The 12357-nt window shown below is 51.1% G+C and carries 12 protein-coding genes; 7 read left to right on the forward strand and 5 right to left on the reverse strand.

What is annotated here, in order from left to right:
- Window positions 1-172 precede the first annotated feature (172 nt).
- Window positions 173-1612 (forward strand): sodium:proton antiporter NhaD, encoded by a 1440-nt coding sequence (nhaD, locus tag CWO84_RS17975; protein ID WP_308441615.1) that lies wholly within the window; start codon window positions 173-175, stop codon window positions 1610-1612.
- A 457-nt stretch (window positions 1613-2069) separates the two neighbouring features.
- Window positions 2070-2279, forward strand: a complete 210-nt coding sequence (locus CWO84_RS17980) for a cold-shock protein (protein WP_020483452.1) — start codon at window positions 2070-2072, stop codon at window positions 2277-2279.
- Between the two features lie 38 nt (window positions 2280-2317).
- Here the strand turns inward: CWO84_RS17980 and rimO are convergent, their stop codons facing one another.
- Genes rimO through CWO84_RS18000 form a run of 4 tightly spaced genes read right to left on the reverse strand, consistent with a single transcriptional unit; the run spans window position 2318 to window position 4586 of the window.
- Window positions 2318-3628 carry a 30S ribosomal protein S12 methylthiotransferase RimO gene (gene rimO, locus CWO84_RS17985; protein ID WP_101054337.1) on the reverse strand — a complete coding sequence of 437 codons (1311 nt, stop codon included), beginning with the start codon at window positions 3626-3628 and terminating at the stop codon, window positions 2318-2320.
- 21 nt (window positions 3629-3649) lie between these two features.
- Window positions 3650-3982 (reverse strand): TusE/DsrC/DsvC family sulfur relay protein, encoded by a 333-nt coding sequence (locus CWO84_RS17990; RefSeq protein ID WP_201799005.1) that lies wholly within the window; start codon window positions 3980-3982, stop codon window positions 3650-3652.
- Window positions 3973-4266 (reverse strand): DsrH/TusB family sulfur metabolism protein, encoded by a 294-nt coding sequence (locus CWO84_RS17995; protein WP_033157826.1) that lies wholly within the window; start codon window positions 4264-4266, stop codon window positions 3973-3975. The genes CWO84_RS17990 and CWO84_RS17995 overlap by 10 nt, the downstream gene beginning before the upstream one ends.
- Window positions 4266-4586: a multidrug efflux SMR transporter gene (locus CWO84_RS18000; protein WP_033157825.1), complete on the reverse strand. Its 321-nt coding sequence runs from the start codon at window positions 4584-4586 to the stop codon at window positions 4266-4268. The genes CWO84_RS17995 and CWO84_RS18000 overlap by 1 nt, the downstream gene beginning before the upstream one ends.
- A gap of 79 nt (window positions 4587-4665) precedes the next feature.
- Here CWO84_RS18000 and CWO84_RS18005 point away from each other — a divergent pair, with 79 nt between their 5' ends.
- The 5 genes from CWO84_RS18005 (at window position 4666) to CWO84_RS18025 (ending at window position 10951) form a co-directional block, all read left to right on the forward strand.
- The gene (locus tag CWO84_RS18005; RefSeq protein ID WP_033157824.1) at window positions 4666-5415 is read left to right on the forward strand and encodes a flagellar brake protein; all 750 of its coding nucleotides are present in this window, start codon (window positions 4666-4668) and stop codon (window positions 5413-5415) included.
- A gap of 157 nt (window positions 5416-5572) precedes the next feature.
- Window positions 5573-9067: a transcription-repair coupling factor gene (mfd, locus tag CWO84_RS18010; RefSeq protein WP_033157823.1), complete on the forward strand. Its 3495-nt coding sequence runs from the start codon at window positions 5573-5575 to the stop codon at window positions 9065-9067.
- Between the two features lie 20 nt (window positions 9068-9087).
- Window positions 9088-9276, forward strand: coding sequence for a hypothetical protein (locus tag CWO84_RS18015; RefSeq protein WP_033157822.1), 189 nt, complete (start codon window positions 9088-9090; stop codon window positions 9274-9276).
- Window positions 9270-9569, forward strand: a complete 300-nt coding sequence (locus CWO84_RS18020; RefSeq protein ID WP_101054340.1) for a type II toxin-antitoxin system RelE/ParE family toxin — start codon at window positions 9270-9272, stop codon at window positions 9567-9569. Before CWO84_RS18015 ends, CWO84_RS18020 begins: the two co-directional genes overlap by 7 nt.
- Window positions 9570-10399: 830 nt before the next feature.
- A complete protein-coding gene (locus CWO84_RS18025) occupies window positions 10400-10951 on the forward strand; it encodes a hypothetical protein (RefSeq protein WP_033157820.1) in 552 nt (183 codons plus the stop codon).
- Window positions 10952-11077: 126 nt separating this feature from the next.
- Here the strand turns inward: CWO84_RS18025 and CWO84_RS18030 are convergent, their stop codons facing one another.
- Window positions 11078-12034 (reverse strand): hypothetical protein, encoded by a 957-nt coding sequence (locus CWO84_RS18030; RefSeq protein ID WP_033157819.1) that lies wholly within the window; start codon window positions 12032-12034, stop codon window positions 11078-11080.
- Window positions 12035-12357: the final 323 nt, after the last annotated feature.

Raw genomic sequence — 12357 nt, forward strand, 5'->3', positions numbered from 1 at the left:
GGAATATCCGGGCTTTAGCGATGCTAAACTACACTCGCTGTAAAGTTACAAACTTTGTACTATCGTGATAGCCAAACCCGTAGTTAAGCGGGCACGGCAAAAGCAGTCACGGTCGAGGAACTCACTCCCTACCGTGGCTGTCCAGCACCCAGTTATTGAAAGGAGTTCACCCGTGTTTTCGCGCATCCTTCTACTCATTTTACTCACCTGCTCACCACTAATAGCTTGGGCAGACGCAGAACAAGCAGCACAAGCCCTTAATCTGACTAAGCATTGGGTGGGTTATTTGGCTATCGGCATATTTGCCGTTGCCTATCTGCTGGCAATGACCGAAGAGGTCACCGAATTAAACAAATCCAAACCCATGGTATTAGCCGCGAGCTTGATCTGGGCCTTTATCGCGGGCATTTACGTGAATAATGGCATGAGCGAGCAGGCCGGACACGCATTCCGTGCTTGTCTGGAAGGCTATGCGGAACTGTTTTTGTTCATCATGGTGTCGATGGCTTATCTGAATGCGATGGAAGATCGCGGCGTTTTCGATAATCTGAGGGTTTGGTTGCTCAGTAAAGGTTTTAGCTACAGAAAGTTATTCTGGATTACCGGCATCATGTCGTTTTTCATGTCCTCGGTTTGCAACAACCTGACCACTGCACTGCTGATGGGCGCAGTGATCGCAGCCATGGGCAAAGACAATCGCAAGTTCGTTACGTTGGCTTGCATCAACGTCGTGGTAGCCACGAATGCCGGCGGTTCGTTCAGCCCATTCGGCGACATCACCACACTATTGGTTTGGCAAAGCGGGGTTGTACCGTTCAAAGATTTCTACTCGCTTTTCATCCCGGCCATAGTCAATTTCGCACTGCCCGCGATAATCATGCATTTCTGGATACCCAAACAGCAACCTGCCGCAGTCGGTAAAGCCCCAAAAATGAAACGCGGCGCAATGACCATGATCGTGCTGTTTTTACTGACGATTATTACTGCGGTCTGCTTCGAAAACATGTTGAAACTACCACCCGCGGCCGGCATGCTGGCCGGCCTGACTTATCTAAAATTCCTGGGCTTTTATTTGCAAAAAACCGCTGATAAAGACAACGGCAAAATTAGCGATTTCGCCCACGTGTATAAATTATTTAACGTTGCGGTTCCCGACGCCAGGCCAAGCCAAAAATTCGATGTATTTAAAAGCGTCGCCACACTGGAATGGGACACCCTGCTGTTTTTTTACGGCGTCATGATCAGCGTCGGCGGCCTGAGTTTCATTGGTTATCTGACCATGGCCTCGGATGTGTTATACGTCGGCATGGACCCCACCATCGCCAACATTGTGGTCGGCATCCTGTCGGCTTTCATTGATAACGGTACCATCATGTTTGCGGTACTCACCATGCATCCCGACATCTCGCAAGGCCAATGGCTGTTAGTCACATTAACCGCAGGCGTGGGCGGCAGCTTATTGGCAATCGGCTCGGCAGCAGGCGTAGGCTTGATGGGACAAATGAAAGGCGTTTACTCCTTTAGCGCACACTTGAAATGGATGCCGGTCATTTTGATCGGTTTTTTCGGTAGCATTGCCACGCATTTCCTGATTAACGGTAGCTATTTTTGACGCGACAAGCTCTATTGGGCAGTCTTTTTCATGGCCTGCCCAATAGGCCAATTGCAAAATTCAGTATTTTTTTTGTTTTTTGCGGCAATCAAATTTGCATTTGCAAGCGGCCAAAAGCGGATTTCAGTCAAGCCGACTCTCCATAAAAGCCTAAAAAAAATCACTTCATTTCAATATCTTAGCCCGCCAATAGCCACCCGCAACCTACGTTAGCCTGACATTTGCACCGTCCAAAGACAGCCGACAACCTATTGTCACAATCATTTAACAAGCAAAATCTAGCTAGTTTTTGTGGATACCCGCCAATTGCGATGTATAATGGAGGCGATTTAGCTCGGTATCGTTGTCGCTTTTCAAGTCTGCAATCGGATCAACAAACATTGTTTTCCACTACCTGCTTTATTCACCAACCCTAGTTACAAACCAGCGAATAGCACTTTATTAGCAAGAGAGATTTATGTCAGTTCAAGTAGAAGGCAAAGTAAAATGGTTCAATGACGAAAAAGGCTTCGGCTTCATTGAGCAAGAAGGCGGCAAAGATGTATTCGTACACTTCAGCGCCATCAACGGCAACGGCCGCAAAACCTTGAAAGAAGGCCAAAAAGTCACGATGGAAGTGACCAATGGTCAAAAAGGCCCACAAGCGGAAAACGTAACACCGCTGTAAATTGAACTGAAAAAGCCGCCTAACCAGCGGCTTTTTCGTTAGATCAGTTTACCCCACAAGTCATACTCGTCGGCTTCCTCGATTTCGACATCGACGAAATCGCCGACTTGTAAATGACTTGCGTCATCGATAAACACCTGGCCGTCAATTTCGGGTGCATCGCTTTTGCTGCGCGCCACCGCACCCTCCTCGACCACCTCATCGACCAACACCGTTTCGATTCGGCCAACTCGGCGTTGTAAGCGCTCTGCGCTGATAGCCGCTTGATGTTCCATAAAACGCGCCAAGCGTTCCTGTTTAAGCGCTTCCGGCACCGCATCGGGCAAATCGTTAGCCACCGCCCCCTTCACCGGCGAATAAGCAAAACAGCCCACCCTATCCATTTGCGCTTCGCTTAAGAATTGCAGCAACTCGTCAAAGTCTTGCTCGGTTTCGCCGGGAAAACCGACGATAAACGTGCTGCGAATAGTCAAATCCGGACAAATCTTCCGCCAAGCTTTGATGCGTTCCAGATTATTTTCCGCCGCAGCCGGACGTTTCATCAGTTTTAAAATTCGGCTGTTGGCGTGCTGAAACGGAATATCCAAATACGGCAGAATCTTGCCTTCAGCCATCAGCGGCACGACGTCATCAACATGCGGATACGGGTAGACATAATGCATCCGTGCCCAGATACCCAACTCACCCAAGGCTTCGGCCAAATCGTAAAACCGGGTTTGCATTTCCCGGCCGCGCCAACGCCGGCTTTGATATTTCAAATCCAAACCATAAGCACTGGTATCTTGCGAAACGATTAGCAGCTCCTTAACGCCGGCATCGGCCAGCCGTTCGGCTTCCCGCATCACATCGTCAATGGGACGGCTCACCAAATCGCCGCGCATCGACGGAATGATGCAAAACGTGCAGCGATGATTGCAGCCTTCGGAGATTTTTAGATAAGCGTAATGTTTAGGCGTCAGCTTGATGCCTTGCGGCGGCACTAAGTCGGTAAACGGATTATGCGCAGGCGGCAGATGCTCGTGCACCGCAGACACCACTTCATCAGTGGCGTGCGCGCCGGTGATTTTTAAAACCTGCGGATGCCGAGCCAAAATCTCGTCTTGCCGCGCTCCCAAACACCCGGTGACGATGACCTTGCCGTTTTCCGCCAAAGCCTCGCCGATACTGTCCAGCGATTCTTCGACCGCCGCATCGATAAAGCCGCAGGTATTGACGATCACCAGATCGGAATCTTTGTAATTCGGCGACACCTGATAGCCCTCGCTACGCAGCTTGGTCAAAATTTGCTCGCTATCGACCAGGGCTTTTGGGCAACCTAAACTGATAAATCCAACACGGGGGTTACTCATGAAACTCTCTTGAAAACATTTTTATAAACAGGTGGGCGGCTTGGGCAAGCCGGCGATTTTACAGGCGTATTTCAGCGGCCCTTGTGGAAACAATTTTTGCAGATAGCGGCTATTGCCTTTGTCTTCACCAAATTGTTTGCGGATAGCCGCCACAAACATCCGGGCATTGGGCAGGTGTTGGAATTTTTGATAGTAGTCGCGAATGTACAACAGGATTTCCCAATGCGCATCGCTGATCGCGATACCTTCTAGCCGCGCCAACTCGTCAGCCACCGCTCGATTCCATTGCCCGGCATCGCGCAAAAAGCCATCGTCGCTGGTTGGCAACGCAACACCGCCGACCATCAATTCCACGAATGAATTACCGGATTCCGCACGGTCAGTTCGACCAAGCCCGCATAATCAACCACTTCCAAACCTGACAACACAAATTGCGGCTGGACACCGTGAACCGATAACATCTCTTGCAAGGCATAAACCCGACACGACCGACTCAACAATTGCCGCAACAACGCATTACCGCTATGCCCGATCCGCGCGGCACACACCGCACCATCCATCAAGACAACATCGTCACCGCTGCCAATGCGCTCGATAAGCGCCGCTTGCAACGGCAATTGCGATAACAAATGCAGCATTATTCCACATGCGTCAGCTTCAAACCGACGATGCCGACGATGATTAACAGGATAGACGCTAAGCGGAACCAGTCCGCCGATTCCTTAAACAGAAAAATCCCGACTATCGCGACACCCACTGCCCCCATACCGGTCCACACCGCATAAGCCGTACCCAGCGGTAAAGTTCTGATCGCCAGCATTAACAGGTAAAAACTGCCCGCCCCCGATACGCCGGTCACTACGCTCGGCCATAGCTTGGTAAACCCGTCATTGTATTTAAGACTTATCGCAAACACGATTTCCGAGCAACCCGCGGCGAACAATAGCAACCAACCCATCAAAACTCCTTTCCTATGCACTATAATCTGCGGTATTTTACAGCAGTGCTCTTACCTATCCGCAATATTTAGTAATTTAATGGAAAAAGAATCCGACTATCTTGTTAGAAGCGCGAGGCTGATTTTTGGTCACTTAAGCGATCTAGTCAAAAAGAAATGCATTATCTCTGCGCATTTTGGCGAACATAACCAATCATTTTTGACCACCATTATCGATCTCGATCAAAAAGCCAATTTGATTACACTGGATGTTGCGCCTACGGAATTACTGAATAAGCAGTTGCTAGGCTCAGCCAAAGTGCTGTTCCGCACCGAATACGAAGGCATCAAAGTTTCATTCCGCGGCAAAGCAATCAAAAAGTCGCAAAGCGACGGTCACCCGGTGTTTGCGATGCCTATCCCGGACGCCATTTTTTGGATGCAACGCCGCCAGTATTATCGCGTTAAAGTGCCTCTTTCTCATAAAAACAGCACCTGCGAACTCAACCTTGCCACAAAAAATGAAGCCGGCGAAGTCGATACGCAAGCCAAAGTGTTCAGCGTGGCAGACATCAGCATTTCCGGATTTTCGTTTTTAAATCCCGACACAAAAATTGCCGACCTTTTAGTGCCTGATACCGTCATAGACGAATGCGCCTTGTATTTGCACGATGGCAGCAGGGCCCACGTGGGTTTTGTCATTAAAAGCGTGAACAATGTTCGAGCCAGCGCCACAACCTATCAACATCGCATAGGCTGCAAATTCACCCATATTCCGCAGGTGTTCGAAAACAACCTCCAACGCTACATGCAGGAAATCGAATTACAGCAAAAGAATCTAAGCATTTAAATCCCAAACAGCTGAGCATAGGTTTTAGGCCGCATAGTCGCAGCATATACTCACCAAGGCAGTTTTCCATTGCCGGCCATTGACAAAGTGCGGACGCTTAGTCCAAGTGTGACCTTACTGGTTATAATTGCGCGCTTCAAAAATCTGATTTAACGCCATGTCCTTACCAACAATCCCCGCAACTGCATTGCCACAACAAGGCACCACGATATACTGGAGTGGTCTGAGCGGCTGCGGCGACTCGCTGACGCTGGCGCAAACGATTGCTCAGGAAAAGCGCCTGCTGGTGATTGTCACGCCGGATACGCAAACCGCGTTGCGTCTGGAACACGAGCTGGCATTTTTCTTAGACAACAGCCTGCCGATTCTGCATTTTCCGGATTGGGAAACCCTGCCTTACGACGTATTCTCGCCGTTACCGGAGATCATCTCGGAACGCTTGCGCACCTTGGCGCTGCTACCCGACACCAAACGCGGTGCACTGATTTTGTCAGTCGCTACCTTGATGCACCGCCTAGCGCCGCGTGAACATATTCTGGCGCACAGTTTTGCCATCGAAGTCGGCGGCACTTTGAGCCTGGAAGTCACACGAGCCAAACTGGAAGCGGTGGGCTATCAATGCGTCTCACAAGTCTATCAACACGGCGAATTTGCGGTGCGCGGCTCGATATTGGATTTGTTTCCGATGGGTTCCAAGCAGCCCTATCGCATCGAATTGTTCGACGATGATGTGGAATCGATCCGCAGCTTCGATCCCGACACACAAATGTCGCAGGACAAAATGCCAAAAGTCGAGCTATTCCCGGCCCGCGAGTTTCCGTTTACCGACGAAGCCATCAAACGCTTTCGCCAGGCCTTCCGCGAGCAATTCCCGGACGCTTCGCCCAAGAACAATCTGTATCTGGATGTTTCCAAACAAATAGCCCCGGCCGGCATCGAATACTACTTGCCGCTATTCGTCGAAAGCACCGAATCGCTGTTTGCCTATTTACCCAAGACTGCATTGTTCGTGCTGCCGGCCCACTTTGCCAAAAACGCCCAGCGCTTTTACAGCGAAGCCGACGAGCGCTATCAGCAACGCAAATACGATACCAACCGGCCCTTGTTGCCGCCGACGCGCCTATTTTTGTCAGCCGAGGAAATCCAGCAACACACCGATAGCTTTATTCGCGTAGTGCTGGACAACCAAGCAGAAACCGCCCACTCCTTCGACTGCAAGTTACTGCCGGATGTGGCGATAGACAGTCGTTTAAAAGAACCTGCACAACGTCTGCGCCAATTCATCGAAGGCTTTGATGGCAAAATCTTGTTCGTCGCCGAAACCGCCGGCCACCGCGAAGGCCTGATCGACAAATTAAAAAGCGTCAAACTGGCCGCCAAGCAAGTACAAAGCTGGCCGGAGTTTCTAAAAGCCGATCATTCGCCGTGTATTGTCGTGGCGCCGATGGACCATGGCCTTTGGCTGGATAAGGCAACGACCGCCATGGATGGTGGAAGTGCGGCAAATTGTCTGGAACAATTGCCGCCGCTGGCGATCATCACCGAAAGCCAGCTCAGCGGCGAGAAAGTCCAGCAACGCCGGCGCCGGGCCAAATCCGCTGCCCGCGCGCTGGAAAACATTTTCAATAATCTCGACGAGCTGACCATCGGTTCGCCGGTGGTGCATCAGGAACACGGCGTCGGCCGTTATCTAGGCTTGCAGATTCTCAACGTCGGCGGCATCGACGCGGAGTTTTTAATGCTGGAATACGCCAATAACGACAAGATTTATGTGCCGGTATCGTCCTTGCACATGATTGGTCGTTACAGCGGCGTCAGCGCCGAAAATGCGCCGTTGCATCGTTTAGGCACCGACCAATGGAGCAAGGCCAAGAAAAAAGCCATGGAGCGCGCCCGCGACGTGGCCGCCGAGTTGCTGGACATTCATGCCAAACGCGCCGCCCGCGAAGGCTTTGCCTTTAACATCGATAACAGCGACTACAACGCCTTCGCCGCCGCCTTCCCGTTCGAGGAAACCCCGGACCAGCTCAGCGCCATCGACGCCATCTTGCAAGACATGGCCGCCACCCAGCCGATGGATCGCGTGGTTTGCGGCGATGTCGGTTTCGGCAAAACCGAAGTGGCGATGCGCGCGGCCTTTGTGGCGGTGCAAAGCGGCAAACAAGTCGCGGTGCTGGTGCCCACCACCCTGCTCGCCCAGCAGCATTATCAAAACTTTCGCGACCGCTTCGCCGACTCGCCGGTGCGCATCGAAGTCACCTCGCGCTTCGTCACCCCCAAACAGCAAAAAGCCATCGCCGACGACTTGGCCGACGGCAAGGTCGACATCGTCATCGGCACCCACAAATTGCTGTCCAAGGAAATGAAATACAAGGCCTTGGGCCTGGTGATCATCGACGAAGAACACCGCTTTGGCGTGACGCAAAAAGAACATTTCAAAAAGCTGCGCCACGAGCTGGATTTGTTAACCCTGACCGCGACACCGATTCCGCGCACCTTGAACATGGCCATGGCCGGCCTGCGCGATATTTCCATCATCGCCACCCCGCCGCCGAACCGCCACGCGATTAAAACTTTTGTGACCGAATGGATAGACTCGCAAGTACAGGAAGCCTGCCAACGGGAAATCAAGCGCGGCGGCCAAGTGTTTTTCCTGCACAATGACGTCAAAACCATGGAAAAAATGATGCGCGAACTGGGCGAACTGGTGCCGGAAGCGCGAATTCAGATCGCCCACGGCCAGATGGCCGAGCGCGAACTGGAGCAGATCATGCTGGATTTTTACCACCAGCGCTTCAACCTTCTGATCGCGACGACGATCATCGAGAGCGGCATCGACATCCCCAGTGCCAACACCATCGTCATCAACCGCGCCGACAAGCTGGGTCTAGCGCAGTTGCACCAGTTACGCGGCCGGGTCGGCCGTTCGCATCACCGCGCCTATGCTTATTGCATCGTGCCACCCAAGTCGTTGATGACCAAGGACGCCATCAAGCGCCTGGAAGCCTTCGAAACCTCTGGCGAGCTGGGCGCCGGCTTCATGCTGTCCTCGCATGACATGGAAATCCGCGGTGCCGGCGAGTTGCTGGGCGACGAACAAAGCGGGCAGATTCAGGAAATCGGTTTTACGCTGTATACCGAATTGCTGGAACGCGCGGTCAAAGCCTTGAAATCCGGCAAGCAACCCGAGCTGGACGCACCGTTCGAAACGGGCCCGGAAGTGGATTTGCAAATCGCCGCGCTGATTCCGGAAGACTATCTGCCGGACATCCACGCCCGCCTTGTACTGTACAAACGCATCGCCAGCGCCGAAACCGAAGACGACTTGCGCAAATTAAAAATCGAAATGATAGACCGCTTCGGTTTGTTGCCGGATCAGGTCAAAGCCTTGTTCGCCATCACCGAACTGAAACAACAAGCCGCACATCTGGGCATCCGCAAAATCGAAGCCCACGCCACCGGCGGCCGCATCGTCTTTACCGCGTCACCGCAGATCGATACCGGCGAGTTGATCCTGATGATTCAAAGCCAGTCGCAAGTTTATAAATTCGATGGCGCGGACAAATTACGCTTTACCCAGGCCTTTAAGGATATGGAGGATAAGGTGGTGTTTTTGGAGAAGTTGTTGGTACGATTGGTACCTAAATCTTGATATTAATTTTTGGAGGGAATATGCCGCGCTGCCAAACCGCCAAGCAAGAAGCCATCGCCGCCATCAATCTATTGCCAGACACGGTGAATTTTGAAGAAATCGTGTACCGGCTCTACGTTATGAACAAAATATATCAGGGGCTAGAAGATGTAGAGCAAGGCAAGGGCATTAGCAGCGAGACCTTGCTACGCGAAATCGAGCAATGGTAATTTGGACGCCTCGCGCCAGAACAGACCTCAAAGCCATTCATGATTACATCGCGCGGGATTCACCGCTTACTGCCAAACGCATCATCCGGGAATTGATACAAAAAACCGACAGCCTGGCGGTGTCTCCTTACCTCGGTAAAAAAGTGCCCGAGTTTGAACAACAGGAATTAAGGGAAATCGGCGTGCATTCTTGGAGAATCATTTACCAAATTAAGTTTAATCAAGCCTATGTTGTCACAGTGGTTCATAAACGCCGCGATTTCAAAAATTCGGACTTATCGATAGACCAATAAACACGCAAATCCAAGGGAGAGACAATTTTTGAAACGCTAAGCAGCGATTTGCGATCAAAACCTGTTGACGCTGCAAGAGATGCTCAAACATTACAAATTGGAATTCCAGAAATGTAAATAACGTTAGTTAAACGTAATAGAACAAATCTAACACCTTAATCCCTCCGAATACTCTTCGCTATCCAGAGCTACGAGGACTATGACCAACCGGCGTTCGTCCACGGACTCGATACTCAAGATAGCAAGACCCGTTTGGCCCGCAAAAAGGCCGGTAGCGCCGTCGACGACCTTACCGCTCGCGGCAAAACGTTTGCTCCCCCAAACACCGCAAAATCATCCAGGCCTTGCTCTTCTTTGCTGCGTATTTGTTCCCTTGGGTATAACCTCACGCGCTTTCTGAACCTATGTGTGTTTACGCCGAAACTGGTGTGGAGTTCGCCCACCTACGCCCAATGACGGCTTCCGGCGAATAAAAAATCACGGACTCTGTGGGCTATGGATATATCAGCGTTTTATCACCGGTCTGCTGGATGCTACTAATTCAGCACACGACAAATTGCGAAATATCGTAGATCTACGGTATTTCGTCCGAATTTGATATTGGTATAAGCATTTCCACCCTTCGAAGATAAATTTATCTATTTTAATTCATAGAGTTATCTACTCTAAGTAAATTGGCGTGGCGATTGCTTATTTGTTACCGAGTGGGGCGAAAACGGCTCAACCAACTACTTCAACAGCGGCTGGCGGTGAATAAACGATACTATCGTCTTGATCTCCTTAAAAGTCGCAGTTAACCGATCAATCAACCAAATTATGGGGTTCTGCTTATGCCAATCACCTTATTGAAATCACTCGCCCAAGCTAAATTTCTCGGTGAATTCGGCTATTCGTCGGAAGGGATTTGCTATTACATCTGCGAATATGTCGAAGAGAAAATCTGGGCCAAACCCGGTGTAGGTGCTTTTAAAGATGCGGTCAAAGCCGCCGAAAGCGTCATACCTTCCACAATAATTAAGGCAGGTAAAGCTAAAAATCTTGCGCAAAAGGGCGGTGGGGTCCATGGCACACCACAGGACAATTACCCATCGCTAAACACACCATTGAAGATCAATTCGCTTTACCGGATCGGCTTATGGTTCGGCGCACTAAATGACAAGGCACCGGCCTCCGCGACCGAGAATAATCACGAAGCGATTGTCATTACAGGCGCCGGCTCCGACATTGTGTTTCTAGAACCAAATTTTGGCTTCTACCGGGGACAAGGGGGAGCGATGTTTCCAACCAACAAAGACGTGTTGGAAGGCGAGATCAAAGCTCTTTATACAGCCGTTAATTACTTTGCAACGAATTTCACTTATTCTCGCGTCAGGGGCCTTTAACCGCTTAAACCGTGAACTTGAACTGACGGCCGGGCTAGAAACATTGAAAAATCCGCCTTGCCGTCAGCACGAGGATGCGCTAAACAACGTACACCGCATCGTTCGCAAACCTTGCGGTTTCTAAACTCACCCCGAAACACTCCCATCCGGCAACACAAACTTAATATCCAAACTGCGCAAATAGGTCTGCAAGCCGGCGTCCTGTAGCGGAAGCAAATGCGCCTCTTTGCCGGACTCGTTGTAATGCGCATGCCAATAGCCAGGCGGGGTGATAAAAGCGGAATAGGGTTGCCAATCGACACGGGTGGGATTGACGATCTGACCGTTCGCCGAAATCTGCGGTCCTACCAGGGTGTAACAACCCGGCGCGCAATCCAGAATTAAATCCAAGGCCACCGATTGGTGCCTATGCGGCAATTGCACCGCGCCTTTGGGCAGCACGCCCAGCATCGCCCACAGCGTATGCGTCACGGTCAGGGTTTGGTCCATGGCTTTGTTAGCCAGCAAGACGCTGATGCGGTTGCGATTTATCCCCTCGGCGGCTTTTTGCGCTGCCGCCAACTCGCGCAGCGAATCCTCTGCGGTATAAAGCGTCGGTTTAAAGCATGGCCTGTCGGCTGTCACCCCCAGGTAAGTCAACAGCGGCTGGTCGTGCACCAGATAAAAGGCCGAATCGCTGTCGGCAAAATGTCGAATATCCTTGCCCACCGGTAGCACCACAAAATCGCCGGCTTGCCAGGGGATGGTCAGGTCATCGAATTCAGTGCGGCCACCGCCGTACATCACGTAAAACAACAGCGAGGTAGCATTGAAATTAGTCGCCAGCGACTCGCCAGCCAGAATTCTGACAAAATTCGCGCACAAGGCCGGGCTGGTGGCTGGACCAGGGCAACGCAATTGCTCGCTGACATCCAGCGGGATAATCCGGGTGCCGCCGGTTCGATGCAACTCGCTGCCGAAATTGGCGAACGGCAATTTAGTGATAGCGCCGGAGCCAATTGGGTCAGCGGCTTGGGTATATTCAAAATAGCGGCCATTTTCCAGCAAGGGCTCAAGCGGGTTTTGCGGTTTGACAATGGTCATGGCGGCACCTTTCTAATGTATGCAATCTAGGTAAATAGCGTGATGGTTTAATTTGTACGCTCGCTGGTTTGACAAAGTGGATTTGTGTCAAACCCAAAATGCACAGACGTTTTTTCAATCCGTAGTTCGGACGAAATACTTGGCACAAGGGTTCCACATTGCATCGGCAACCGTTAGAATCGTTTTGTATATCCAAGGCAAATTCAAGATGGCTCTGGCAGAAAAAATTATCATTAAGCGCGGAAGATTATTTGCACGGCGAGGCGTCCGCGCAGATCAATCGCTAAATGACACGCCTTGCCGCACTTACATATGCTACATGA

The organism is Methylomonas sp. Kb3, from assembly GCF_002834115.1.
In the GTDB taxonomy this organism is placed as follows: domain Bacteria; phylum Pseudomonadota; class Gammaproteobacteria; order Methylococcales; family Methylomonadaceae; genus Methylomonas; species Methylomonas defluvii.

Excerpts from the sequence above, each read along its gene's own strand:
- CWO84_RS18025 (WP_033157820.1), top strand. The coding sequence starts at position 10,400 with ATGCCAATCACCTTATTGAAATCACTCGCCCAAGCTAAATTTCTCGGT.
- rimO (WP_101054337.1), bottom strand. The coding sequence starts at position 3,628 with ATGAGTAACCCCCGTGTTGGATTTATCAGTTTAGGTTGCCCAAAAGCC.
- CWO84_RS17995 (WP_033157826.1), bottom strand. The coding sequence starts at position 4,266 with ATGCTGCATTTGTTATCGCAATTGCCGTTGCAAGCGGCGCTTATCGAG.
- CWO84_RS18005 (WP_033157824.1), top strand. The coding sequence starts at position 4,666 with ATGGAAAAAGAATCCGACTATCTTGTTAGAAGCGCGAGGCTGATTTTT.
- CWO84_RS17980 (WP_020483452.1), top strand. The coding sequence starts at position 2,070 with ATGTCAGTTCAAGTAGAAGGCAAAGTAAAATGGTTCAATGACGAAAAA.
- CWO84_RS18020 (WP_101054340.1), top strand. The coding sequence starts at position 9,270 with ATGGTAATTTGGACGCCTCGCGCCAGAACAGACCTCAAAGCCATTCAT.
- CWO84_RS18015 (WP_033157822.1), top strand. The coding sequence starts at position 9,088 with ATGCCGCGCTGCCAAACCGCCAAGCAAGAAGCCATCGCCGCCATCAAT.
- CWO84_RS18030 (WP_033157819.1), bottom strand. The coding sequence starts at position 12,034 with ATGACCATTGTCAAACCGCAAAACCCGCTTGAGCCCTTGCTGGAAAAT.
- CWO84_RS18000 (WP_033157825.1), bottom strand. The coding sequence starts at position 4,586 with ATGGGTTGGTTGCTATTGTTCGCCGCGGGTTGCTCGGAAATCGTGTTT.
- mfd (WP_033157823.1), top strand. The coding sequence starts at position 5,573 with ATGTCCTTACCAACAATCCCCGCAACTGCATTGCCACAACAAGGCACC.